The sequence below is a fragment of the Marinobacter sp. S6332 genome, assembly GCF_023016045.1.
Lineage (GTDB): Bacteria > Pseudomonadota > Gammaproteobacteria > Pseudomonadales > Oleiphilaceae > Marinobacter.
The window spans coordinates 340,516-366,211 of sequence record NZ_JALKAP010000001.1; the positions used below are offsets into that span (position 1 = coordinate 340,516).

24 protein-coding genes and 1 pseudogene are annotated in these 25,696 nt (G+C 52.7%); 9 read left to right on the forward strand and 16 right to left on the reverse strand.

Annotation, left to right across the window (positions count from 1 at the left end; translation table 11 throughout):
* Positions 1-20: 20 nt before the first annotated feature.
* The 4 genes from MWU62_RS01550 to MWU62_RS01565 form a co-directional block, all read right to left on the reverse strand.
* On the reverse strand, positions 21-737 hold the full coding sequence (locus MWU62_RS01550) for a transglutaminase-like domain-containing protein (protein WP_247113097.1): 717 nt from the start codon (positions 735-737) through the stop codon (positions 21-23).
* Between the two features lie 64 nt (positions 738-801).
* Complete coding sequence (locus MWU62_RS01555) at positions 802-1,503, reverse strand: AraC family transcriptional regulator (RefSeq protein WP_247113098.1); 702 nt, start codon at positions 1,501-1,503, stop codon at positions 802-804.
* Positions 1,504-1,539: 36 nt separating this feature from the next.
* Positions 1,540-2,133 (reverse strand): 5'-deoxynucleotidase, encoded by a 594-nt coding sequence (yfbR, locus tag MWU62_RS01560; RefSeq protein WP_247113099.1) that lies wholly within the window; start codon positions 2,131-2,133, stop codon positions 1,540-1,542.
* A gap of 42 nt (positions 2,134-2,175) precedes the next feature.
* The gene (locus MWU62_RS01565) at positions 2,176-5,007 is read right to left on the reverse strand and encodes a DUF748 domain-containing protein (protein WP_247113100.1); all 2,832 of its coding nucleotides are present in this window, start codon (positions 5,005-5,007) and stop codon (positions 2,176-2,178) included.
* A 200-nt stretch (positions 5,008-5,207) separates the two neighbouring features.
* Here MWU62_RS01565 and pdxH point away from each other — a divergent pair, with 200 nt between their 5' ends.
* From pdxH to MWU62_RS01590, 5 genes are read left to right on the forward strand one after another with little or no spacing between them, the layout of a single operon-like run.
* Entirely contained in the window at positions 5,208-5,843 is a 636-nt protein-coding gene (gene pdxH, locus MWU62_RS01570) for a pyridoxamine 5'-phosphate oxidase (RefSeq protein ID WP_247113101.1), read from the forward strand.
* Positions 5,812-6,594 (forward strand): 4'-phosphopantetheinyl transferase superfamily protein, encoded by a 783-nt coding sequence (locus MWU62_RS01575; RefSeq protein ID WP_247113102.1) that lies wholly within the window; start codon positions 5,812-5,814, stop codon positions 6,592-6,594. The genes pdxH and MWU62_RS01575 overlap by 32 nt, the downstream gene beginning before the upstream one ends.
* A gap of 21 nt (positions 6,595-6,615) precedes the next feature.
* On the forward strand, positions 6,616-7,236 hold the full coding sequence (locus MWU62_RS01580) for a DNA-3-methyladenine glycosylase I (protein WP_247113103.1): 621 nt from the start codon (positions 6,616-6,618) through the stop codon (positions 7,234-7,236).
* Positions 7,237-7,293: 57 nt separating this feature from the next.
* Positions 7,294-7,614, forward strand: coding sequence for a DUF6482 family protein (locus tag MWU62_RS01585; RefSeq protein WP_247113104.1), 321 nt, complete (start codon positions 7,294-7,296; stop codon positions 7,612-7,614).
* Complete coding sequence (locus MWU62_RS01590) at positions 7,611-8,060, forward strand: DUF3429 domain-containing protein (protein WP_247113105.1); 450 nt, start codon at positions 7,611-7,613, stop codon at positions 8,058-8,060. Before MWU62_RS01585 ends, MWU62_RS01590 begins: the two co-directional genes overlap by 4 nt.
* Here the strand turns inward: MWU62_RS01590 and MWU62_RS01595 are convergent.
* The 8 genes and pseudogenes from MWU62_RS01595 to MWU62_RS01630 all read right to left on the reverse strand — a co-directional run bounded on the left by MWU62_RS01595 (position 8,057) and on the right by MWU62_RS01630 (position 17,194).
* Entirely contained in the window at positions 8,057-9,055 is a 999-nt protein-coding gene (locus MWU62_RS01595) for a sigma-70 family RNA polymerase sigma factor (protein WP_200363482.1), read from the reverse strand. The genes MWU62_RS01590 and MWU62_RS01595 overlap by 4 nt on opposite strands.
* Before the next feature lie 121 nt (positions 9,056-9,176).
* Positions 9,177-10,619, reverse strand: a complete 1,443-nt coding sequence (locus MWU62_RS01600) for an aspartate kinase (RefSeq protein WP_200363484.1) — start codon at positions 10,617-10,619, stop codon at positions 9,177-9,179.
* Positions 10,620-10,670: 51 nt separating this feature from the next.
* Positions 10,671-11,939, reverse strand: a complete 1,269-nt coding sequence (gene ectB, locus MWU62_RS01605; RefSeq protein WP_247113106.1) for a diaminobutyrate--2-oxoglutarate transaminase — start codon at positions 11,937-11,939, stop codon at positions 10,671-10,673.
* A gap of 230 nt (positions 11,940-12,169) precedes the next feature.
* Positions 12,170-12,685, reverse strand: a complete 516-nt coding sequence (ectA, locus tag MWU62_RS01610) for a diaminobutyrate acetyltransferase (RefSeq protein WP_247113107.1) — start codon at positions 12,683-12,685, stop codon at positions 12,170-12,172.
* A 122-nt stretch (positions 12,686-12,807) separates the two neighbouring features.
* A complete protein-coding gene (locus MWU62_RS01615; protein WP_247113108.1) occupies positions 12,808-13,326 on the reverse strand; it encodes a hypothetical protein in 519 nt (172 codons plus the stop codon).
* A 116-nt stretch (positions 13,327-13,442) separates the two neighbouring features.
* A pseudogene (locus MWU62_RS01620) lies at positions 13,443-13,640 on the reverse strand (sodium:solute symporter); the annotation flags it as partial.
* A gap of 369 nt (positions 13,641-14,009) precedes the next feature.
* Positions 14,010-14,978, reverse strand: coding sequence for a radical SAM protein (locus MWU62_RS01625; RefSeq protein ID WP_247113109.1), 969 nt, complete (start codon positions 14,976-14,978; stop codon positions 14,010-14,012).
* Between the two features lie 23 nt (positions 14,979-15,001).
* On the reverse strand, positions 15,002-17,194 hold the full coding sequence (locus MWU62_RS01630) for a bifunctional TVP38/TMEM64 family protein/FAD-dependent oxidoreductase (RefSeq protein WP_247113110.1): 2,193 nt from the start codon (positions 17,192-17,194) through the stop codon (positions 15,002-15,004).
* 141 nt (positions 17,195-17,335) lie between these two features.
* On the opposite strand from MWU62_RS01630, the gene MWU62_RS01635 reads away from it, so the two are divergent.
* Positions 17,336-18,091: a lipo-like protein gene (locus MWU62_RS01635; RefSeq protein WP_247113111.1), complete on the forward strand. Its 756-nt coding sequence runs from the start codon at positions 17,336-17,338 to the stop codon at positions 18,089-18,091.
* Between the two features lie 21 nt (positions 18,092-18,112).
* Here the strand turns inward: MWU62_RS01635 and MWU62_RS01640 are convergent, their stop codons facing one another.
* The gene (locus tag MWU62_RS01640; RefSeq protein ID WP_247113112.1) at positions 18,113-18,736 is read right to left on the reverse strand and encodes a YbhB/YbcL family Raf kinase inhibitor-like protein; all 624 of its coding nucleotides are present in this window, start codon (positions 18,734-18,736) and stop codon (positions 18,113-18,115) included.
* 153 nt (positions 18,737-18,889) lie between these two features.
* Between MWU62_RS01640 and MWU62_RS01645 the strand changes: the two genes are divergently transcribed.
* Together MWU62_RS01645 and MWU62_RS01650 are read left to right on the forward strand one after the other, a co-directional pair.
* Positions 18,890-19,222 carry an ankyrin repeat domain-containing protein gene (locus MWU62_RS01645; RefSeq protein ID WP_247113113.1) on the forward strand — a complete coding sequence of 111 codons (333 nt, stop codon included), beginning with the start codon at positions 18,890-18,892 and terminating at the stop codon, positions 19,220-19,222.
* 25 nt (positions 19,223-19,247) lie between these two features.
* On the forward strand, positions 19,248-19,988 hold the full coding sequence (locus MWU62_RS01650; RefSeq protein ID WP_247113114.1) for a methyltransferase domain-containing protein: 741 nt from the start codon (positions 19,248-19,250) through the stop codon (positions 19,986-19,988).
* 24 nt (positions 19,989-20,012) lie between these two features.
* Here MWU62_RS01650 and MWU62_RS01655 read toward each other — a convergent pair whose 3' ends face one another.
* Complete coding sequence (locus MWU62_RS01655) at positions 20,013-20,573, reverse strand: TIGR00730 family Rossman fold protein (RefSeq protein WP_247113115.1); 561 nt, start codon at positions 20,571-20,573, stop codon at positions 20,013-20,015.
* Between the two features lie 187 nt (positions 20,574-20,760).
* Here MWU62_RS01655 and MWU62_RS01660 point away from each other — a divergent pair, with 187 nt between their 5' ends.
* Entirely contained in the window at positions 20,761-22,071 is a 1,311-nt protein-coding gene (locus MWU62_RS01660) for an NAD(P)/FAD-dependent oxidoreductase (protein ID WP_247113116.1), read from the forward strand.
* Between the two features lie 69 nt (positions 22,072-22,140).
* Here the strand turns inward: MWU62_RS01660 and MWU62_RS01665 are convergent, their stop codons facing one another.
* Entirely contained in the window at positions 22,141-24,024 is a 1,884-nt protein-coding gene (locus MWU62_RS01665) for a diguanylate cyclase (RefSeq protein WP_247113117.1), read from the reverse strand.
* Between the two features lie 74 nt (positions 24,025-24,098).
* Complete coding sequence (locus MWU62_RS01670; RefSeq protein ID WP_247113118.1) at positions 24,099-25,652, reverse strand: PAS domain-containing methyl-accepting chemotaxis protein; 1,554 nt, start codon at positions 25,650-25,652, stop codon at positions 24,099-24,101.
* Between the last annotated feature and the right edge of the window lie 44 nt (positions 25,653-25,696).

A 25,696-nucleotide genomic window follows, 5' to 3' on the forward strand; every position in this document is an offset into this window, starting at 1 on the left:
CAGACAAGCAATCAAGTGCTTCAGCGCTTTATCGTCAAGCCATTCTGCCGTATCCGCTGCACATTCAGGTTCATCAAATGTCTTAGCACATAGCGGTAGAGGACCTTTTTTAGCCCGCGCAAATTGCTGCCATGCTTGCTGTAGAACTCATCGGGGTTGTCAAAAACCCCAAAGTCGTCGGCAATACCCTCTGCCTGAATATAGGTGTCGTTACCATCAAACTCATTGCTGGGTTTTTGCAGGCACGGCACAGAAATACCGTAGCCGCTAAAACTCGTCCGGTTGGGAAAAGCTTGTTGAACCTTAGTTAAAAAAACCTGATCTATGATGAAACCTTCGACGTTCAACCATTCGCCGTCCAGCAGAACCTCTACCCAGCTGTGCAAGATGCGATTGGGGGCGAAGGGCATAAGATATGTTGGGATCGCCCCTCTCTGTAATGCATTGAAAATGGTAAACCCATGGAAGCGACATGGGATGTCCAGAGCACGCAACAAAGCCATAAACAGCGTACCTTTAGTATTGCACTGCCCATAGCCGTTGGCTAAAACGTCACTCGCAGAAATGGAATCATCTCGGTTATATCCAAACTTTATTTCATCCCGCACAAAATAATAGATGCTTTTCACAGCTTGCTTACGGGACAAGCTTCGCCAGCCCTGTCTATCGATCAAGTGTTGAATACTGGCGTGGCTGTAATTGAGAATCGCTGTTTCAGCTGTATATCGAACATTCATACTGACCTCCTATGGGTTAGGAGCACCATAGCGATCAATCGAGTATTGAAATTGAATAAACTGGCTAATTTAAATCTTGAAAGCTGCTCAACAACTGCGTCCCTGTCATACCAAACGTACTTTTTATCGTTCTGCTTAGGTGAGCACTGTCACTAAAGCCCGCGATATGTGCCGCTTCAGTAGCGCTTTTGCCACGTTTGATCGTCTCAATGGCGCATATCAGCCGCCGCCACAACAGGTAAGGCCGCCACGCCATGCCCAACTCCGCTTTCACCACGTGTAAAAACCGGCTCTCAGACATTGCCAACCATTCAGCGACCTCTTTTGCTCGCCATGCCTCAGGCTTCATACAATCAACACCAAAACACCGATCCAGACGCTCAAGCAATCTAGCGAGCCGCTCATCTCGGCAACGGTATGGGTTATTCTTCATTGCGCGAACTAGTTCGGGAAATTCCCCAAGTTGCTCGAAAAGTATCTCTAGTCGGGCATCTGCGTTTACAAACGGCAGCCGCATGGGTAACTCACTTATAGCCTCACCCAACAGGCTTTCTGGTTCGGCCAGTATTACCCATCCATTTGGCATGCTCAGTTGATGTATTTCATTGGGCTTGATTACAGCCCCACCTTTTAGCGGCTCCCCATTCACCACACTGTCCGCACTCGGTAGGCAGACCTGCCATAAGGCATGCTTATGCGGTTCGGTATCAATCGAGTGACCGTAGGCGATCGCCATACCGGGCGCGAAATAGGCGTTCTTTTGCATCACGTTTGGCCTGCTGACTTATTCCTTCAATGGACATCAACCCAACAGATTATCCAGCGGTTCTTCATAACTCGGTGCAAACACCTTCATAAAGTAAGTCACCTCAGGTAAACCTTCTTGTGTAAGCCTTTGCCGGATCTGTTTCTCAGCTGGCTCAAACTCCCGGTTTCCCGCGCGTACTTCTGCTTGGCATTTTAACCAGGCCGATAAGCGGTCCGCTGCTTTGATCAGTTCTCGATCCTCTGCAGGCAGTTGGGATTCCTGAAGGTAAGGCGCAAAATCCTCGCGCAGGTCGCCCGGTAGCAGTGCCAGTAGTTCAGCCTCCGCTTTGTGTTCAATATCGCCAAATGCCTCGCGCATAACCTTGGAGTGGTACTTCACAGGGGTAGGCATATCGCCCGTTATCACTTCCGTTGCGTCGTGGTAGAGCGCGGCGGCGGCAATCCTGTCGGCATTCACCTTTCCACCGAAGTGGCGATTTCGGATGAGCGCTAGCGCGTGGGCCAGCGTGGCCACTTCCCAGGAGTGAGTAGCTACGTTTTCTTCAATGGCGTTGCGCATCAACCCCCAACGCTTGATCCAGCGCAGGCGAGATACGTAAGCAAAAAAGTGACTACTGGCCTTGGACACGCCTTGTTCCTTTTGCATAGCAATGGATGAGTTTTGGACGCCTTAACGGGCGTCCAATGTAAATACGACGATTATAGTGCCAGTATCCGACACCGCCGCATTTCGGGAGGGGTCGAGCAGAAATAGCTGGTTCGCTGGCACTCCGTGGGTATCTCGCAGCAGTGCCTCAAGCGCCGAGGCCCGGGCATTGGCTAGGTTGTTCAGCAACTCCGGCGCCAATGCTCGTTCTCCAGCCAAATAGGCTTCCTTGGCCTCTTGCCAGGTCGCATCGGTTAGCTCTGTATCTTGGCTCGCTGCCAACTCATCACGCAAAAGTACCAGCCCGTCTGCGGACGGTGAGACGCCACCGCGAATGTTAAGCAACAGGTCGGGGCGATCAAGCAGCGCTTTAGCCAAAGCCGTCAACTTCTCCGCTTCGCCCGGAGCAAGCTTAGTGGTGCCCGGCTCAAAACGCATCTGCCCGAGTTCTTCGCCACTTAAGCCCGCAAGGTCGGCAATGGAGCCAAGCATACTGAACGGGGAGGTGGCCGCCTTGGCCAACAGGTTAACAAACGTTCGCATAACCACTTGGCCAACGTTGAATTCCGGGCTGGCCATGTCGCCGCTGACGGGTAGGTTTACTTCAATCACGCCATTACCATCCCTGAGCAATGCCAACCCGAGCTTTACAGGTGCATCAACGGCTTCTTCGCTTGCAATGGCTTGCCCTAAGCCGAGGCGATCCATAACTACTCGGTTTGATGCGTTTATCTGGCTGCCGGTAATCTCATAATCAAGATCCAAACCCAGCTTGCCGCTGTCGATGCCATACCCCAGATAGCGACCCAAATAGGGCGAGAGCGCGGGTAATGAGAGGTCTTTCATCGTCAACTTGAGGTTGCTGGTTTCGTCCGTGCCCAGAGCTCCGATTGTGCCGTCAAACTCAACGCTGGCACTGCCACCGATACGTCCGTTCAGGGAGACTTTGCCTTGTTGCGGCGATACGTTACTCAAGCCTATCACCGAGCCATTGAGCTGATCGAGCGAGGTTGTGAAGGCTGGTTCTAGTGTCCTGTCTGTATAATCGAGCTCGCCTTGCTCAATCATTAACTGGCCGATGCGCAGGATGAACTGAGCCTCCTCATCAGAGCTTTCTTGCGTCGCGGTATTAGCCCCATCACCCGAAGGCGGCAACACAACCTGCTCCAAGTTGTGCACACCCTTTGTGTTGCGCACCAAATTGATACCCGGCTGAGCCAGCGTAACCGTGCCTATCTCCAACCTAGCCGGGTGCACATTGTACTCGATGGGGGAAAGTCGCAACGTTTGCCATGATACCAAGCGCTCGTTACTGCCCGGTAGTTGCAGGTTCAACCCGGAAACCTCCGCCGTCCCGCTAAACGTTCCGGTTAAGGGTTCCTGCTGGCCATCCAAGTCCAGATTCCCATCCAACCCCAGCGTGCCGCCTGCAATTGCGAGGTTGGCAGACTCCTGCAAATAGGGTTCAAACGTTGCCAAAAGTATGTCTGAGCCGGAGATCGCGGCTTCCAAGGCAAATGGCTGGGGTGTTAGCTGGCCGTTGACTGAAAGCCTGCCACCGCGGGCCAGAACTGCCTGCATCTGGTAGGGCACCTGATCTTCCATTTCACTATTAACACTGCCGACCGAAAATGATAGCTGCTCCAGCACCAGCTCTGCTGGCGAGCTCGGCTGCTGATCCTGCCAAACCACACGGCCATCAGACATATCGATGCTCGCAAAAGACCAACGAAAAGGCTGTTGAGCTTCTGCCTGTACCGGCACCTCGGAGCTCGCGCCATTGTCCTCGCTGTTCGTCTCCTGATTTTTGGCAACGTCGGCCAAGGCAGCGATCCAGTCAATCTCTCCAGATTTGCTGCGGGCAAGGGCGATATCAGGTTGTTTCAGGGTAATCGGGCCAACGGTGGCTTCACGGGCGCGGAGATCAAACCCTATATCCTCGATGGCTATCGAGGCTGTGTTCAATCTGGCCTGTTCGCTTTGTTTATCTAGCGCAACGGCCAGGTCCTCAACCAAAAGCCTGCCGCTGTTAGTGGTGAGGTGGAGTGTATCGCTTGCCTGAAGTTCATAGTTGGAGCTTACGGATACCTGACCTCCCAGCAAACCGTAGGGTAGGTAGGGGGCAAGAAAGTGACCAAGTGTTTCGTGATCGACGCCGGATATAGCGAGATTTCCGCTGGAATAAAACGGTGTAATGCTGAGATTGCCCTGCCATTCAATGGTTTGATCACCCATAGCCGCCAGCAGATGGTAGTCACTACTGCGACCCTCGCGTTGCCAGGTGGCCAAATCGGTCAGGGTTAGATCCAGCGGCGTAATCTCGAACTCAGCCATGTTTGGCTGCGTGAAATCCCGAAACAACAGTTCGCCACCGTTTATGGTGAACCGCTGAAGGTACAAAGGCGGCGGTGTCTGAGCCTCCTCAAGCTCGGCCGTTTGGTCAGTTTGTCCTGTGCTGGCTGCTTGAACGTCTCGCGCAAAATTCACGCTGTAGTCTTCGAGTAAATCCAGCCGAATGAACGGTTCATCTAACTCGATAGCCTCAAACCCGACAACGCCGCGAATCAGGTCGAAGAAATTCAGGTTTAGGTACAAACGATCAAAACCTACAACTCGTTCATTGCCGCTATCTTGTGCCGACAGGTTCAGTGCTTCGATACTGAGCGCAAATGGATTGCTGCGAATGGAGTCAACATTGGCCTGCCACCCCATCTGCTGCTCCAGTTGGTCGGGCAAGGCACGCTTTAACCACCAAGGCAGCAACAGAAAACCCGCCAGACTGTAAAACAGGATGAGTACGAGCATGCCGATAGCCAGATTTCTGGGAAGACGACTACGCTGACGGCTTTCAGCCACTGTTTTCTCCTTTCGGATAGTGAAATCTAAGCAAAACACTCCCACAAGGATAGTCGGGGCGGTACGGGTTTGTCAGCCACTGTGTAGCAACCGCTGACACGGGAAACTGAACCCTATATCCTGAGTGCTCGTATCAAATGCGATTAATAATCTCTTTCTTCCACGGCTTTTTAATTGTCAGCACACGAGGATAGGCGTTTATGGACATTGGCGATATGCGTCGCGACTTTGAAAGTGAAGGGCTGGATCGCGATGCTTTGAGCAACGACCCGGTTCAGCAGTTCGAAATTTGGTTCGGGGACGCCCGAGAGGCCGGTATTCTTGAGCCCAATGCCATGTCACTAGCCACCTCGGGTGCCGACAGCATGCCCGATTTGCGCACGGTTCTGCTGAAGTACTTCGACGATCGCGGGTTTGTGTTCTATACCAATTATGAAAGCCGCAAGGCCCACGAAATTTCCGAAAACCCACGGGCAGCATTGCTGTTCCCTTGGATTGGCCTGAACCGTCAAGTTCGTATTCAAGGCCAGGTTGAGAAGGTGAGTAAAACCGAATCGCTCAAGTATTTCGCCTCGCGGCCTAGGGGTAGCCAGATAGGCGCCTGGGTTTCAGAGCAGAGTAAAGCCATCACGTCTAGAGGACTGCTGGAGCAGAAAGTGGCAGAAATGAAGCGCAAATTCAGCGAAGGTGAGGTGCCACTACCAGGTTTTTGGGGTGGTTACCGCGTTGTGCCTGAGCGTATTGAATTCTGGCAGGGCCGACCCAGCCGCCTTCACGACCGGTTTGAGTACGTGAGGGAAGGCGATGGCTGGCTTATTCAACGACTCCAACCCTGATTCCGGCGGCGTGCTACACAACCCGATTATTAAACTGTGCCACCAAACCGGGCAAGCGCCCAAGCTCGCTCCGGACTGGCTAACTGCCCATGAGAACGAGAGGTTTGCCGAGCTGGGGGGCGACCGTGCGGCGGAGTTTCTCACTAGCCGTTGGTTGATACGCCAAACGTTAAGCAAAGCCTGCTCGGCTAATCCTGAACACTGCTGGCCAGTAGAAGGGCGCGCAATAGCTTCAGCCAGCCCGGTAGGCTGGCATCTCTCGCTCAGCCATAGCCATGGGTTAGCAGCCTGCAGTGCGCAATATGGCTCAGCACTGGGCATAGATATTGAGCCCAGCAAACGCCACCCGCAATGGCAGAAAGTGGTTAAACGCTGGTTCTCCCCCATTGAGCAGGAATGGCTGTTTCAGGAGGACGACCCCCATGCATTCCTACAGGCTTGGACGTTGAAAGAAGCGTGGCTGAAGGCCACCGGGCGGGGCATTGCAGGCAACCTGCAAACTTTGGAAGTGCGCAGAAACTTCGAGCTTTACGGTGATCAGCCAGACGATCACTGGCAGGCGTGTGCCTTTTACACAGAAGGTTTTATGTGCACACTGGTTTACCGACAAACCAGCGCCGTCCAGGACACCACATGGCCGGCTATTTCTCTGCTGGAACCGCCCCCTGAGAACTACAGTCTTTGTGCGGCACAAGCACTGGACACACACTGGGAGCCCATGTTTCGCCACCGAATCCGCGCTAAGCGCTAACCCCACGGCTGGGAGCCACGCATGCCCGCTTCTTCCACCACGAACGAAATGTCCTCTGCGGTGGATACCGCTGAACGTTGCCCTTGGTGCGGCGATGATCCACTGTATGTGCACTACCACGATACTGTTTGGGGCCGCCCCGAGTGCAACAGCCTAGCCCTGTTCGAAAAGCTATGTTTGGATGGCCAACAGGCGGGCCTGAGCTGGATTACCATACTGCGCAAGCAAGAGACTTATCGTGCCGCTTATGATCACTTCAATCCGGAGAAAATCGTTCAGTACAGCGATGCCAAAGTCGCTGAACTTTTAGCAAACCCCGGCATTGTGCGTAACAAACTCAAAGTGCAATCGATCATTAAAAACGCGAGGGGGTTTTTGGACCTTCAGGAAAAAGGCATAGAATTCTCCCAGTTTCTGTGGTCGTTTGTTGGAAGCAGTCCTATCCAAAACAGTTGGCGCAGTTTTGATGAAGTACCAGTGACGACACCGGAATCCGAGGCCATGTCCAAGGCGCTCAAACGCGCTGGCTTTACCTTTGTTGGCCCCACCATTGTTTATGCGTTTATGCAGGCAACCGGCATGGTTAACGATCACATGGTTTACTGCCCACAGCACGCACAATGCCGCTCACTCGCCCAATGATCTTAAATGCCCACCGGCTCGTAAGTTCTGGAGAATCAGGTTTCCCGGAGTTTAGCCGTGAGAATTACGCTAGAACAACTGACTAGCCAGCCAAAGCAGGTCATAGATCTGCTTGAAATTATTTCCATTGAAGGCCAGCAGTATATGGCTCGGCTAAGCGTCGGAAATCAGCAGTTTTTGCTGTCTGACCAAAAGGGCGTTACCTGCCTTTTCCGAAGCGCTTGGCAGCTTCAAGAGGCCCTCAGCGACCTCAGCATCAAGGAATCTCAAGTCGTTCACCCATCTGCTTACCACGAAATGATTGGTATGGAGCCTGCAGCCATAGAGCCCTTGCGGATCCGCGTTCAAACTCAACGTGTTCAGGTACAAAAGCCATGATCTCCGTAGCGAGACTTGCCATTTTTGTAGGCATAGCAGGGTTGATTCCCTTTATTACCTGCGTGGTTGTTCTTATCGCGATGCCGCAGTACAGCGTCGCCATGTTGGGTTATTTCTATCTCTATAGTGCAGGCATTCTGGCGTTTATGGCAGGTGTTTACTGGCCCATCGCAATGCAGTTGGACAACCGGTGCTACCCTCTATCGCCGCTGGTAACTATGTTGCTCAGCCAAGTGTTTTTCGTCACCGCTGGCGTTGGACTGCTGTTGAGTACACCAGCGCAGATAGTGCTCTATACCCTAGCCTACCTTGCCCTTTATATTACCGATGCACGCTGGATGCGGGTGTATTGGCCTGCTTGGTATCTACGCCTGCGCTTGGTTTTAACAGTGGTAGCGGTAACTTGCCAACTCACCGTTGGCGCTTGGTTCTTCCTGCAGCATTAAGGCCGGAATGCGTCTTCCGGCCCGTCGACCAATGCCTGCAATTTGCGTAACGCCAACTTCTCGATTTGCCGCACTCGCTCTCGGCTAATGCCCATATCGTCAGAGATAACCTGCAAGGTTTCCGGCTCCGGTAATCCAAGCCCGTAGCGACGGGACAAAATTGCCTGCTCCCTGTCCGTGAGTTCACTGAACATGGATTTCAGAGCCCGATGATGATCCCGGCTAGACATCCTGTTTTCCGGGATAGCCTGATCACCGGCATCAAGGCTGTCACCCAGAGTGATAGCCCCATCCGCAACCATGGGGACATCCGTTGAAACTTCACGCCACGCCAGCGCTCTCAGCTCGCCTATTCGCGAAGGTGACGCTTCCATAGCCCGCGCCAGCTCGGTTTGGGACGGTGTGCGCCCGAGTTCCTGATGCATTCGCAAAGACACTTTGTGAAGAGTGCGAATTTCTTCCACCACGTTCTCAGGCGTGTGAACCAGACGCATGCCGCGCTGCAAGCAGCGTTTTACTTCTTCACTGATCCACCAATAAGCATAGGTAGAAAAGCGGAACCCCTTTGTCGGGTCGAATCGCTCAACCGCTTTGATGAGGCCTACATTGGCATCCTGAATCAAATCCGACATGGGGATGCCCTGCTGGTTGTAGCGGCGGGCAATGTGCACGGCCAGACGCAAGTTGCTCTGAATGAGCTTGCGACGGCACGCATTGGCAAGATGAAAGGCGCGGCGGCATTTGGGAGAAAAGGCGCAAGCGTCGCCAAGGCTGCCAATAACAACGCGGAAGGTTTGGGATGTGTGAACAGGCAATGCTAGCTCTGCACTGATCACACGGAAGCATCGCGTCAGTTTGCGGGAAAGGCGACGTTCAGACGCCTCAGTAAGCATTTCGTACCGGGACGCATCCCTGAAATACAGCCCAACCAGAGAATCTCTTTCACCATCATTGGGCATTTTAGGAGACGGCCCCAGCCTGTCAGTATTTACCATGGCTCGGTACCCGTTGGAATTTACAAAGGATACGTCCTCATACCATGGATGGATTCATCGCCAGCCGCCCTAGCTGGCGAGTGAATCTGCTCGGGATTGCGTCTCTCAGTCACTCTTTCACTTAGGCTGCAACAATCGCATAGCCATGGTTGTGAGGCTCAACAAGAACACCGTGCAAAGCAATAATCGCTTTCTCGTAGTTATCTTCATCAACCACGAATTGGATATCAACCTGACGCATACACTGATGCAGGGCCAGAACGTTGATTTTCTCATCCGCCAGAACTTTCACAGAGCGCGCAAGAATACCCGGCATTTTTATATCGCTGCCAATGGCTGAAACCACGGCCACTTTACGGGTACTGATTTCGCCATTGGGAAACTCATCTTTTAACGCATTCACCACACGCTTAACGTGTTTGAGAGTGCTGTCCACATAATGAGTAATGGTATTGGCGTTGGTATCCTTTGCCATAAAACGTACTTTAAAACGGCTCAGAATATCCAGAATACGACGGTCAGAGCCAGGCTCTCCCTGCATGTCCTGATCAAACACCTCAATAGCAAACACGCCCTTAGAACCGGCAATAATCTCGACCTGTGGTTTTTCACTCACATAATCGCCAGTAATCAGGGTTCCGGTGTGTTCCGGCTCGAACGTGTTCATTACGCGCAGAGGAATCTCAGCCTGACGCAAGCCTTTACCAGCACGGGGATGGATGGCTTCCATACCCAAGTTTGCCAGTTGGTCTGCCACGTCGTAATTGGTGCGACCCAGCGGAACCACTTTATCGGCACCCACAATGTTGGGATCAGCCGAACTCAGGTGATACTCCTTGTGAATAATCGCTTCGCGGGCGTCGGTCATAACCGCTACACGGCTGAACGTCATCTCGCTGTAGCCACGGTCGAAGGTGCGCATCAAGCCTTCTTTGCACTGGGCGTAGCCGGTCACGATGGGCAATTCACGGCTTAAATCCACAGCATCGAATGCCTGCTTAAGCTTTTCATCCAAAGGCAGCAGCTCTGTATCGCGCCAACCGGTAAGGTCCACAAAACGTGCATTAATACCTTCCTGCTGAAGCTTCAGGGTGGTATTGAACGCACTGTGCGCCTCCCCAATACCGGCAAGCATTTCACGAACCGTCAGCAAGTGTTCTTCAAGCTGGAACTGGCCGTAAGAGCACAGACGCTGAAGATCAATCAGGCAACCGCGAACGCCTTCAATACGGTCGGTAATGAACTGATCCGCCTGCTGCTTCAGCATAGGGTCTTCAAACAGTTCACCGTTGATATCCGTGATAAATTTGATCAGCTGCGTGAGGTCGTCACCCCATGCCCAGTCAGATTCCGCATCGGCGAACAGCGCGTATACACCGGGTTCACCGGTTTTTTTGTGCTCCAGCAACTCGTTCGTTACGCCACCGTAAGCGGAAACCACGAAAATTCGCTGGTAGAGATCTTCCTTACTACGATCCGCAACAATAATGTTGTCGCGCACGGCTTCGTAGTTACTCATTGAAGTACCGCCGATTTTCTCGACGGTATGTAATTGACTCGTCATAGTTCTACCTTGGCTACCCTGCAGAATGAATGTCCTGAATATTGCGGCGTCTTACGACGCCTCGCTGATTCCTTCCTGCATAATTTCATCCACACTCTTTGCCAGCAGCTCTGCACCCAGTTTCAGGTCTTCCTTGCTGGTTGTAAGCGGCATCAGGCATTTAATAACTTCATCATTCGGACCACTGGTCTCGATAATCAACCCATGCTCAAAGGCACGTTTGGTGATCGGGCCGGTGACATCAGCATGAGTGGCTTCAATGCCCCGCATCAAACCGCGTCCCTTCATTTTGAACTGACCCGGGTACTTATCGCAAATAGCCTTCAGCGCATCACCGAGAACCTGAGTTTTCTCTTTAACTTCATTCGTAAAGCTGTCGTCCTTCCAATAGGTCTCAATGGCAGCGCGGGCTGTAACAAACGCCATGTTGTTGCCACGGAAGGTACCGTTGTGCTCACCGGAACTCCAAATATCCAACTCCGGTTTAAACAGGACCAGTGCCATAGGCAGGCCATAGCCACTCAGGGACTTGGATACGGTAACGATATCCGGCTTGATGCCAGCAAATTCAAAGCTGAAGAACTCACCGGTGCGGCCATTGCCCGCCTGAATGTCGTCAAGAATCAGCAGCATGTCATGCTTCTTACACAGAGCTTCCAGACCTTTCAGCCACTCGGCACGTGCGGCGTTCAAGCCACCTTCACCCTGCACTGCTTCAACAATAACAGCAGCCGGAACCTCAACACCCGAAGAACCATCCGACAGCAGCTTGTCCATAATAGCCAAGCTGTCTACGTCTTCACCCAAGTAGCCATCATAGAACATGAAGTCCACATTGCTCAGCGGTGCGCCCACACCACCACGGTGGTGCTTGTTACCGGTTGCCGCAACGGCACCCATGGTTACACCGTGGAAGCCATTGGTGAACGAAATAATGCCAGTTCGGCCTTTTACCTTGCGGGCCAGCTTCAGAGCGGCTTCCACACAGTTAGTACCTGTGGGGCCGGTGAACTGCATTTTGTAATCCAACCCGCGGGGATCAAGAATGTACTTTTTGTACGATTCCATGAAGCCCTGCTTGGCGGTGGTGAACATATCCAGACCTTGGCTCACGCCGTCGGACTCGATGTACTCAAGCAGAGCTTTTTTCAGCGTGTCGTTGTTATGGCCGTAGTTCAGTGAACCGGCACCGGCCAGAAAATCCAGATACTGCTTACCGTCTTCAGTGTAAAGATGCGCATTCTTGGCGCGGTTAAAAATCACTGGAAAGGCACGGCTGTATACACGTACTTCGGATTCAGTAGACTTGAAAATTTCCATGGTGTTTCCTCTTGGCCTTCTGGCCATATCAATTGAATTCTTTGGTAAAGGTTCTGCGCGGCCCGCAACGGTGTCTGAGGCGTTTGGTCAGGCGGGGCATTCAGGGCTCGTCAAAAACAGGGATGTTTTTGACGAGCGTACAGGGACGTATTCACCGCGTATCCCTGAATGACCCGCCTGACCGAACGCTACCGCCAAACCCCGGCGGCAGACATCAGGATTTCACGGCCTCAGGTCTTATTGGTAAACGGCCCAATACGCAGCAGAAATTCAGAATCAGCATTGCCACCAAAATGAGCTTCTTTCTCAAAGTGCTCGTGGTCGACAATCTCGGCGCCCATATCCCGCGCAAACGAGCGGAACAGCGCCCAGGAGGCTTCGTTATCAGCGGTTATCGTGGTTTCCATGTGGGTCACGTTTTTACACGCATCCCGAGCCACAATCTCTTTCAACATACGCTTGGCCAAGCCTTGCCCACGACCTTTTTCGTGAACGGCCACCTGCCACACAAATACTGTTTCGGGCTTTTTGGGGGGAATGTAACCGGAGATAAAGCCAACCAAATCGCCGTCTTTCTCAGCAGCTACGCCGGTGTCGGCAAAATCGCTGCACTGCAGGAGGTTGCAGTAAATGGAATTGGCGTCCAGTGGAGGGCACTCTGCTACCAACTGGTGGAGCCTGAAGCCATCATCCTTTGTTGGTTTACGAAGGGTGATGGCGGTGGTATTCGATCCTTCAGAAGTCATAACTTAAGTGGTTCGCTCTTAAAATTAAGCGTTAAATTATATAGACCACAAAATATATTTCAAGTCGAGCCGGGGAGTTACACCCCGGAAAACCCTTATACCTACCCGTAGGATAGCCTAAATTACCGCTTTCGCCAGTGCAGGAAAGATTGTGGCGACGAGGGGAAAATAAGATCGCAGGGGCTTAATGAAGTACCTTCAAGGAGACGTTGCCTATATGAGATTGCGGCCGACGAACCCGCAGGCCAGAGTTGGTCGAACTGCTCCAGCCACGCACTGACATCATAATCTACAGGCATCAGATCCAGGTGCAACCCAGCTGCCGAAACCAGTCCTGCCACAGGCTCAAAAGTGGATGCGGTGCGGCTTATGCGAGCAATCAACCCTCTTGTGTCTTCATTCAAATTGCCCATTCCAGATGAGCCGTTATTAGCCAGCACACAAGGCCTTCCCTGAACACATCCAGACCAAAGCACAGGAAGGCATGTATGGGTAGAGACCATCACATCTGCGCCGGATTCCCGAAACCAATCTTCTAGGCGGCGTTCATTGCCAGCAGCAACAGATTCATGGGCCAATCCCCAACCAGCCAAAGACTCCGGATCACCATGCAAGACCAAAACCTTTAGTCCTCCAAACATCAAGCATTGATATCTTGGAAGTGTAGCCAACTGCTGCTGAATATCCGGGTGCGTTCCGGCTGTTTTTTGTAGCCTCAACATAATCTGATTGGAACGCTCAACCACATCTTGGCCTACAAACTCAGGGTAGGCACAGCCGCACCCACCCGCATACTGGGCAGCCGGTCTGACGCGCGCTTCGCCAGACGTGGCAGATCCACCGCCAGAGATTTAGCGAGAGAGGTAAAGGTTGAATCCAGAGTAGAGCCTGCAGAAGTCATCATCACCACACTCATAAAAAACAGCGCCGCCAACCCAAGTGACTGGCCGACTGCACATACATAAGCACGCCATAAACCAGCAAGAACCCCCAAAACAAGGTGGCTTCTGTGATGTTCACTGTTGCTTACTTCCTCGTTGTATTCCGGGATTGTTATTCGTTTTCCAGCTTTGGAGGTATCGGTGCTGGTGGGGTTGGGGGTCAAAAAAACGCCCGTGAACCCATCCATGGGGGGCTTGGTCGCGCCGTCCATGGCGCTCCACATTTTTTGACCCCCAACCCCACCAGCACCTTGGCCAAGCATTGCTCATTCGTTCCCCGACAAACAGGCGCCTGACACGCCTACGTTTTGTTTGATCGGGAGGCCTGCAAGATTCCGCCGCGGCATGGGGGGGGTGACTCCAATCAACCAATCCTGAAAAAACTAAACAGGCGCCGAACAACTAGCCCCATAGCGGTAACAGGAAAAACACCGATGGTGCCGCAACATAATGCGCTCACTCATGCTCTCGGCCAGCGACCCACCCAGATCGTATTGCGGATCATCATCCACCAGCGTGCAGGCATAAACCCGCACCGAATCGCCTTTCTTCACCAGCATCCGCGTATAGGTACACATGAAATGCGCACGGCTATCCACCGTCGGGTACTTCTCCATACAGCTCTCGGTAATCTCCGGGCTGCCGTCCTCCGAACCCGGCGTGCCCAGATCGGGAAACGCCGTAAACGCCAGGTTCTCTGGAATATGCCACTCGCGAAATATCTCTCTAAACGCCGCCTCTACATCAGCAGGTATCTCATTCGCGTCCGTCTGGCGGGCGATTGAAACCTTGAAACCCTGCTCAACCAGCCAGCGAATACCTTCCAGCGCCTGATCAAAACTCCCTTCTCCGCGGTCTTTGTCGTGGCGGGCGCGGTCGGGGAAGTCCAGACTCACGCGGAAGTGAATCGGGTAGGGGTTATCCAACAACGGCAACACCTGATGCCGGCGCTTCAATAGCGGCTCGGTGGCGTTGGTCAGCACAAAACAAGGCCGGTTCTGACTGGCATAATCCAGAATGTTCACGAAATCGCGAATCACGAACGGCTCGCCGCCAGTGAACGAAAACTGCTCCACACCCATATCAATGGCTTCGTGAATAAACGGTTTCACATCGCTCAACTTCATGCCGGGGATGCGGCCATCGCCAGGGTGGCTGCCCTCCAGACAAAAGGGGCAGGCCAGATTGCAAGCTGTGCCCGTGTGTATCCACAACTCTTTGAGCTTATCCGCGTCAATGTAGCCTCGCGGGTCGCCACTACGGGTGTGAGTCCAGCTGTCGTTAGCTCTGGGCTCCAGCACGTCCACAGCCGGGATACGTTTTCGTGAAGGTCGGGTTTCCGTCAGGGGCATGGATGCTCCTTGGTTTGGTGACATCAGGGTGTCACGTTTGTTGTGTCGGGCTGACGGCGCTGGTTTTTGCCCCGTCGCCAGCCGTGCAGTTTTTGCAGCAACCTAAGAATGGTTTCAGGCGCATTGGCTCGCTTCCATTCACCGGCCGCGTATTTTGCGGATTCGTTCCAGGTAGGATACGGGTGAATGGTTCCCAAGATCTTGTTGAGCCCCAGACCGTGCTTCATAGCCAGGGTAAATTCCGCCAAGATTTCAGCAGCGTGCGCACCCACTACCACGGCGCCAAGGATTTTATCCTTGCCCGGCGGCGTGAGAACCTTGATAAAACCATAGTCATCGCTGTCGGCAATCGCCCGGTCAAGATCATCCAAACCGTAGCGCGTGAGTTCGTAGGCAACGCCTTGTTCCTTGGCTTCCGCCTCGCTCAGGCCCACACGGGCCACTTCCGGCGAGGTGAAGGTTACCCAGGGCATCACCCGGTAATCCACCTTGAAGCGCTTGAACTGGCCGAACAGGCCGTTTACCGCCGCATACCACGCCTGATGTGAAGCCGCATGGGTAAACTGGTAAGGCCCTGCCACATCGCCACAGGCAAATACGTTGGGGTAGCGCAGGCTCATGTCGTCTTCAACCTGCACTGTGCCGTTCGGTAAGGGCTCAATACCAATCCGGTTGAGGTTCAGCCCCGCCGTGTTTGCTGAGCGGCCCACGGCCACCAGTACCTGATCAAAGGGAATACGCACCTGCTGGCCCTTGTGATCGCAGTAGACCACTTTCTCGCCGTCTTCCATGCAAAACTTTGTAGCAGCATGGTTCAAGCGCAGATCAATACCATCTGCCTCAAACTGTTTCTTTACCACCTCGGACACATCAAGGTCTTCTTTTGCAAGCAAGCGATCATCACGCTCTACTTGAGTCACCTGAGTGCCCAGACGCGCAAAGGCGTGGGCCAGTTCCGAGCCTATGGGGCCGCCGCCCAGCACCAGCAATCGCTCCGGTTGTTCCTCCAGATCCCATAGGTTATCTGACGTGAGCGGGTTCATGTCCGCCAGCCCCGGTATCGGGGGCATAGCCGGTTTGCCGCCAGTTGCGACTACAATGCTGCGGGCGGTGAGGCGCTCAGTGCGGCCATCGTTGTGTTTTATCTCCAGCTCCCATGGGGAAACAAAGCTGGCTTCGCCAAAGATGCAGTCCACGCCCAGTTTTTGGTAACGCTCAGGGGAATCGTGGGGCTCTATTTTTGCCACCACATCCTTCACCCGGTTCATGATGTTCTTGAAAGAACCTTTCACCGGTACAGATTCCAGCCCGTAACGATTAGCATGGCGCATGGTGTCTGCGGCTTTGGCACTACGAATCAGCGCCTTGGAGGGAACACAGCCAGTGTTCAGGCAATCGCCACCCAGCTTGTGCTTCTCAATCAGTGCCACCTTGGCTTTTACAGCAGCGGCGATATAGGCCGACACCAGACCAGCCGAACCACCACCAATCACTAGCAAGTTGTAATCAAAGGATTCCGGCTTTTGCCAGTTCGCATAGACACGACGGCGGCGAATAAAGCCCACCACAAACTTGGCAATCAGCGGGAAAATACCCAGCAGAGCAAAGGAGAGCAGGAGATCTGCAGAAACAATATCAGAGGTGGATTGTATCTGGCCCAACTGAGTGCCCGCGTTCACATAGATGAATGTGCCCGGCAGCATGGCCACCCAGCTCACTAATGCGTATGTGCGCAGCTTCATGGACGTTAGGCCCATGGCCAAGTTAATTAAGAAGAAAGGAAAAACCGGAACCAGTCTCAGCGTTGCCAGATAGAAGGCGCCGTCTTTTTCCACGCCTCTGTCCATCTTTGCCACAGTTTCCCGATAGCGGGAACGCAAGGTATCGCGCATCAAGAATCGTGCAACGAGAAAGGCAAGGGAAGCACCCACAGTAGACGCCAAGGAAACCGCCAGCAGCCCGTATATATTGCCAAAAAACGCACCACCTGCGAGAGTCATTATCACCGCGCCGGGTAGGGACAACGCAGTCACCACCACATAAATTGCCGTATAACTTGCAACCGCGAGCAGTAAATTGGCTTCGATCCATTGGGACAAACCCGCTTGATGAGACTGCAAGTTTGTCAGCGTCAGCAGTTTATGGCCGTCCAGACCAATAAAAATGGCAATCACGGCCACAATGACCAAAATCAGTATCAGCTTACTTCGATTCATGTTTAAGCCTGTTAGAAATGTATACATCAATACGTGTATCGCTGTGACAGGATCACGGCCCAAATGTTACAGCGGACAGGAAATGAATTTGCGAAACTTACCCCTGAAGGGAAAAATAAATAGAAACAACCGGAGTAAACCATGTTCCTGAACTGGCTGGCGAAACATCTCGCCGCTTATCTTTCCAAACAGGTGGCGCAACATTCTGTGCCCACCTCAACCTATGAGGCTCTGGAAAAGGCACTCAGGCCCGGGGATGTTTTACTCGTAGAAGGTGATACACGCATCAGCGTGGCAATAAAGTACCTAACCCAATCCACCTGGTCTCACGCGGTTCTTTATTTGGGGCCAGATGCGGGTTTGGGAATATCCAAAGACGGCGAGCCACACACGCTGATCGAGGCGGACTTGGAGGTTGGCATTCGACCTCTACCGTTGTCTTTTTACCGCAACAGTCACACCCGAATCTGCCGGCCCGTGGGGCTTACTGATGACAATATAAGCATGCTCGGCGAGTATGCGTTGAGCCGACTGGGCAACCAATACGATCTGAAAAACGTGTTTGATCTGGCTCGGTACCTGATACAGACACCTCCTGTTCCTTCACGGCACAGGCACAAATTGTTGTCGCTTGGAAGCGGCGACCCTACACGTACGATTTGCTCCACGTTTATTGCCGAGGGCTTCCAGCGCCTGCGCTACCCCATACTTCCAACCATCGACACCATTCCTTCGGACGACCCCAACTGCCGGGACTGTATTCGTGAGCACTACCGAATCCGGCAAACATCCTTGTTCACACCCAGGGATTTTGATGCATCCCCATACTTTCGGATTATCAAACCCACGCTGGAAAACGATTTTGATTTCAGGGCTATTAACTGGGCAGACTTATAAGCTGTTCAGTTGCTGCAAGAATCAACGCAAATCAGGATTCAGCGTGTAAGTTCCAGTAACTCGCGCACTGGCCAAAATATGGCCAGTCATAGCCTTACGTACCGCCTCACCATCAAACTCTCCGGAAAGGCCCAAAGACTCCACGTCTAGTGCGTGCACTTCGTAATGATAGTGATGTAGAAGCTCGTCGTTCCAAGGCGGGCAGGGGCCGTCATAGCCGAAGTAGGTTCCAGCCATATCGGGATTGCCAGCCAGAAACTGGGTGAAGTTGTTTACACCGCGTAGGCCAAACGGGCCGGTACTGCTATCTTTGCCTTTGGGCGTAACGCCATCGCTGTCTTCGCCTTCGGGAATACGGCTAACACGGGCGGGGATATCCACCAGCAACCAGTGGAAAAAATCCACACGTGGAATATCCTTTGAAATGGTTTTGCCTTCCTGGTTCGCATCGTCTGCCACACTAGGCACATCCGGATCAAACATCATAATCACGAAGCTTTTCGTGCCAGCAGGTACATCTTCCCAAGACATTTCCGGGTTACGGTTAGGGCCAAAGCTCATGCGATCTTCCGGGTGGAATACGCCGAACGCGAATATATCCGGGACGGGTTTGCCCTCTTCAATACCCTCAACGTTCAGTTTCATGGTGCTTTCTCCTTTCAATGATTGCCATTATCAGCTGAATTCTATTCCAGCAATTATGTCTGAGACTAACTCATTCTGTGATAAAAGGTTGTATCAACGGTATCCTACCCATGTCTACAGCCACGGTTCACCACTGCTTTCAATGGAGCCCAGATGAGCGAAAACCAACCCGGCCAGCCACAGCAGCCAGAAAATCAAATGGATAAAGACGCCATCGCCTTCGCCCAAGGCATTTTTGAACTGGCACGGAACGGCGGTACTAGCATGTTGCGCCCAATGCTAGAAGCAGGTGTACCCGTGAACATGCGCACCAGCGATGGCAAAAGCCTACTCATGCTTGCCGCCAGCAACGGCCACGCAGATACGGTGCAGCTTCTGTTAGAAAAAGGCGCCAACCCTGAACTGCAGGACGCAGAAGGCAATACGGCACTGAGCCTTGCACAGGCCATGGATGCCAAAGAAGCCATCAAGCACCTGAGCCCCTAGCACGCCCCTCTTATAAGAGCACCCTATGTTCAACAAAGGCGAGATTATTCACCACAGCCGGGACAAACTCGGTAGCATTTTGGTGATCGACTACCGCAAACATCGGGTACTAACCTTCAATTCGGTGTTTGAGCAAAGCAAGATTGATCGGCGATACCCGCACGTGCCCGTGCATGAGTACAGCCGGGCGATGTTACTTCCCGCAGCCTTCAGCAACCCACAACACGTCACCATACTAGGGCTTGGCGGCGGCGTGATGGCCAGCGCCTTTCATCATCTTTTCCCGGAGTGCCAAGTGCACGCCGTTGAGTTGCGCCAAGCGGTGTTGGATGTAGCTCGGGAATATTTTGGACTGCCGAGCAGCGAGCGGCTAGAAGTAACCATTGCAGATGCCCGCAATGCCTTAAACGAACTGCCGAACGCCAGCACCGATATCATTTTAGCCGACCTTTACAGCGCAGACCGTATGAGCCCAGCACAGGCACAGCGCCAGTTTGTGGAAAGTTGCAGCCGAGCGCTCAGCCCCAAGGGGTGGCTGGTATTGAATTACCACCGTACGCCGGACCCCGAAGGGCCTTACTTCCGCCAGCTTAGAAAGCACTTTTCCGAGCTGCTAGTGTTTAAAAGCAAAACCAACAACACCGTTGTTTACGCCAGCAAACAGCCCTTCGAGGCCATACACCCGAAAGATCCGGTACTGGCCAGCCTCGAAAAACGCCTACCTATCGATTGGAGTCGACTCATGAGCAGAGTCAGTAGGCTTTAGGAGCGAGTAGCACACTGCGTAAGCTCAAGCCCACTTTTCCTGCGGCGGAACGTAGCCGCTAAAACCATCAACCAGTTCTTTCGGGGTATGCGCCAATACGATCATATCGAGGTATTGTTGCTTCACAAATCCGGCCGCAACCATGGTTCTTACCATGTCTAGCAACGAATCATAAAAGCCATTCACGTTATAAAATGCACAGGGCTTCTTGTGAAAGCCGAGTTGGGCCCAGGTCCAAACCTCAAAGATTTCTTCCAAGGTACCAATACCACCTGGCAGCGCTACAAAACCATCGGCCAGTTCTGCCATCTTCGCTTTGCGCTCGTGCATGTTCCCCACCACAAACAGCTCGGTAAGGCCCGGATGTGCAAGCTCCCGATTAACCAGATGCTGCGGGATGACGCCATACACCTTGCCGCCGTTTGCCAGCACCGCATCAGCAATAATGCCCATTAGGCCAACATGCCCGCCGCCGAACACGAGGTCTATACCGTTATTACCGAAGAACTCGCCCATTTCTCTGGCCTTCTCGGCATATAACGGCTCGTTACCTGAACGTGAACCACAGTAAACTGCTACTTTCATATTTTTCTGTCTCTAGCTATGTAGTGAGTAGTCAATGGGTATTCCGACCAATTGTGCGGGCTGACCGGAGCGCGTTAGTATTCACTCCTAAGCGTCCGTATCCTACCTGCAAGCTGGCCTCAGTGACGACAGCCAAGTGTTTTTCCGCAAGAGCATTTGGCTTTCATTATTTAAAGGTCTGAGTGCTATGGATAATCTACACCATATTGTTGTGGTCGGCGGTGGCGCTGGCGGTCTCGAGCTTGTTACGAGTTTAGGCCGGAAACTCGGCAAAAAAGGCAAAGCCCGGATTACTTTGGTAGACGCTGGTCTTACCCATGTTTGGAAACCCCTCCTGCACGAGGTTGCCTCCGGCTCCTTGGATGCCAATTCCAACGAAGTGAACTACCGCGCCCACGCTCGCAAACACCATTACGAATTTCAGCTTGGGCGCATGAACGGTCTCAACCGTGAAACCAAGGAGCTGGTCATCGCCCCCTTTGTTGATGAAGACGGCAACGAAGTGGTTCCCGAGCGCCACCTTAAGTACGACACGCTGGTTATTGCCGTGGGCAGCACCGCCAACGATTTCGGCACCCCCGGCGCACAAGAACATTGCTTATTTCTCGACAGCCTGAAGCAGGCACGGCGCTTTCACAATTTGATGCTCAATGCCTTCCTGCGTAAAAACCACGAAGGCCTACACGGCCGGGATCACCAGCTCAATATCAGTATTATAGGCGCAGGCGCTACCGGCGTTGAACTAGCAGCAGAGCTGAGGACGGCATCTCGTGAGCTGCCGGTGTACGGCATGAACCATCTGAAAGCCTCTGATGTATCGATCACTTTGATTGAAGCAGCCGACCGCATCTTGCCTGCACTTCCCGGCAGATTATCGGCAGCAGCCACCAAAGAGCTCGGGCACCAAAATGTGAAGGTTTTGAACGGCCAGCCCGTCAGCGAGATTCGCCCTGGCCTTGTCGTACTGAAAGACGGCACCGAATTGCCTTCGGAAATGACGATCTGGGCTGCTGGCATTAAAGCGCCCGCCTTCCTTGCCAACCTTGATGGTCTGGAATCCAACCGCGGCAACCAGTTGATCGTGCACCAGACTCTACAAACCACTCAAGACGCCAACATTTTCGCCTTTGGCGACTGCGCCGCCTGCCCACAACCAGATTCTGGTAGACCCGTAGCACCCCGCGCCCAAGCCGCACACCAGCAGGCCGACACTCTGTTTAAAACGCTGTGTAACCGGCTGGAAGGCAAAGACGCAGTACCCTTCGTGTATAACGACTACGGCTCACTGATCAACTTCAGCCACTACACCACCGTAGGCAACCTGATGGGCAACCTCTCGGGCCGCAGCATGTACATCGAAGGCAAAGTAGCCCGGCTATTTTACGTTTCGCTGTACCGCATGCATCAAGTGGCTTTGCACGGCTTTCTGCGCACTGGCGTGATCTGGTTTATGGATAAGATTGGAAGGGCGATGCAGCCGCGGATGAAGTTGCATTGATGGCAACTTAACGGATGCCATCCGAGAAAACAGGAATAAACCACTTAATATGTAGCTCAAGCATCAACTTCAATCAAAAGTACCAGCTGCTATGGTGAAGTTGCTTTTCCCATTCTTCTTGCTCTGGTACATGGCTTGGTCAGCCATAGCAAGCAAGTCATCCGGACTGGTGCTGCTGTCGGGCCATATGCTGACACCGATGCTGGTGCCAACCCGGGCGGTTACACCAGAATCTAAAGGCATGTCTTCTCCCACCACGTCTATAACTTTCTGGGCCACCCTCGAGGCGTCCGCCTCCGATTTCACCTCATGCAAAATGATGACGAACTCATCACCGCCTAGCCGAGCCACAGTGTCAGAGCTGCGAACCAATTCTAGTAGCCGCCGGGCGACCGTCTTTAGAACCGCATCTCCGACATCGTGACCATGGGAGTCGTTGATAGCCTTAAACCCATCCAAATCAATAAACAGCAGCGCTACTTTCTTTCTCTCGCGGGAGGCCATATTAATAACTTGCTGCAGGCGGTCGAACATCAAAGCCCGGTTGGGCAGGCCGGTTAGGCGGTCATGGTACGCCAGTGTGCGGAGGCGCTTCTTTTCAACTTCCCGGTTTGTCACATCAAGAGCCGCCAAAAAAAACATCTCACCTTGCAGTGCAATAGAAACCTCCAGATACCTATATGAGCCACTTTTGCTGCGGAATCTGAGCAATGCCGTCTGGCTTGGTCGCCCTTCTTGCAGGTTGTCCGAGACTTCGCGAATGCGCTCCCGTTCATCAGGATGAATAAAATCGAACAAAGACGTTTCCTTGAAGTCATCCTTGGTATACCCGAGTGCTTTTTCAAAAGCGGGGTTGAGCTTCCTGTATGTACCATGTTTATCGGTTAAGAGCATGAGGCTGGGGGTCAGCTCAAAAAAGCTGGTCAATTGCTGACTGAGCTCTCGCATATGAGCTTGAGCATCTTCGGTCGCCGCAGTTGACGCCAAGCGGGCACGCTGCGACCGGAAAAGCCCAAAACCAGCGGTGAGAAGGGTAAGCAAGAAAATGGTAAAAGCAAAAACGATATCTCGCTGAAATGCTTGCGACAGAGCATCCAGATTACGGCCAACAGCCAAGATAAGAGGCTTATCCATATGTAGATGTTCGGGCGCTATAGTGCGAATAGCTGCAAGAGACCGCTCTTTGTTGGCGTAAACAGTATCGGAAAAAAAAGATACGGTTTTGCCGTTGTGCATGTGTCTCGTAAAAAGGCTTCCCGGTATGGCCAGATTCTGGCCGGTAGAGCCTATGTTATTCGGTTCCCAAGCAAACAGAATCCCATCTGCATGAGCTAAGCCAGCCCATGTTTGTGGTGAAGGGCGTAGCGCATTCAGGGATTGTTTATACCCAGCGGAATCGAGAAAAATCAGCGCAAGGCCATCAAAATGGCCATCTTTCCCGAAAATAACTTTTGATAGGGCAATCAGCCAATCTCCGGATACACCTTTGAAGGGCGGGGATACATAGAGCGTATCTTGGGTCGGTGTTGCTGCTGGGGTACGAAAATAATCACGATAAGCAAAAGATTGCCCGATAAGTGTCTGAGCGCTTGATGCAACCACCACTCCGCTCTTATCGAGTATGGTCACCGCTCTTACATTAGGTATGACAGAAGAGAAGGTTTTTAGCCGCTCTTCCATGAATTGCCTTTTCGTCTCCTGATTTTCCCAGCCAGGTATAAATGCAGAGCGGAGGTTGCTTAGGGTGAAGCTGATGCTTTCAAGCTGCTTACTGATGACCATTTCTGCGGCAGCAGCGGAGTGGGAAATTTGCGTCTTCTCTTGCTCCAACAACCAGTCGTGCCGCTCAAGCATGTGAAAAGTTAGCAGAGCCGCAAGAGCGAGCGATGCGGCACCCAAGCCCATCCACTCTATCTTGAAATGTCGCAATAGCTTAAAAGACTGCTTGATCATTATTTACTCGGCCATCCTGACTATTCAGGTACCTCTGAATATACCCCCGTCGGATTCGCACCACTAAAGGCAGCCTATTTAAACCTCACCACCAACTCATGCAGTTGCCCGGCAATATTCTCCATCTGCTGAACCCGTTCTATCGCCAACTCGCCTTTGTGGAGACTATCTGAGCCCAAACTGGAGATGTGTTCAACCTGCTCGTTAATTTGGTCAAACACCTGAGCTTGCTCTTCTACGGCTGCTGCCATCTGGATAGACATTTCTGCAATGGTGCCAACTGACTCGGCTATTTGCCCAAGTGTGGTTTCGGCTTCCAGCATGTGGGCAAGCCCGCTATCAGCCGACTTTTTACCTTCATCAGTCGCACGCACAGAGGTGGAGGTTCTTGAGAGTAAGGCTTCGATGATGCCGTGAATTTCCTGAGTTGAATCCTGTGTCCGCTTGGCAAGACCTCGCACTTCATCCGCCACAACGGCAAACCCGCGCCCATGCTCTCCCGCCCGGGCTGCTTCAATAGCCGCATTCAAGGCGAGTAAGTTGGTTTGCTCTGCGATTTCCTCAATGATCTTGGCAACGCTTGCGATTCTCTGGGTTTCAGTCGCCAGCTCGCCAACCGATTCACTGATGCTGTGCACGGTGGTTTGTAAGCTCTCAATAACCTCACGGGTTGTTCCGATAACACTCGCCCCTCGATCCGTCAACGAGCGGGATTCCTCAGCTTTCTGGGCAGTATTCTGAACGTTGGAAGACACTTCGGTGATGGTTTGGGACACCTCATGCACAGAGGCCGCCACATTGCTGATTTCCGCTTGCTGTTTTCTGAGGGCTTCATGGGACTCATGGGTTACTTCAAGCCCCTGTACGGCACCGCTTTTCACTTCCCCGGCTGACTCTTCCAAGCGCGTAAGCACAGCGTCCAGATGGGCTTTCTGCGCCATTATTGCGACTTTCATGCGCCCAGTCTCAAGGTCATCATCGGTATAGCTGTGCGCAGCGAGGTCGTCTGTAAAGCTTTTTTCGAGAAGCTGCATCGCTGAGTCTATCAACCGGCGCTGTGAGCGCCGCGCCCAGAGAATATAAGTAACCACACCAAACAAAAGTACAGCTTCCGATATCAACGCTTGGCCGGTAAAAAATGTGAGCACTGCGATAGCCAGAATAGCCGCCAGAAACAGAGATTCCGGCGAGAACCTTTTCGAAAGCGACTTGTGTGATCTGCCCTGTCGAATTTTGGCGTACTGTTTTTCTGCTCGCTTTATATCCGCTCTAGAGGGACAGGAACGAACCGACTCATACCCAATAACTGAACCATTTTCAGTAATAGGGGTTATGTAGGCACTGACCCAATAATAGTCACCGTTCTTGCGCCGGTTTTTAACCATGCCCATCCAAGACGTGCCCGCTTTCAGATGCGACCACATGTTTTCGTAGGCGTCTGGGGGCATATCGGGATGGCGAACAATGTTGTGTGGCTGGCCGATGAGTTCTTCCCGTGTAAACCCGCTGACTTCCACAAAGGCTTGGTTGCAGTGGCGGATTTTACCTCTTAAATCTGTCGACGATATGAGCTTTTGGAACTCGGCGAAGGTGTACTCAGTATCTGTGACCGGTAAGTTCTTTCTCACGTAGAGCACCTGCATTGATGACTTTAATACCCTCAATTTGGTAC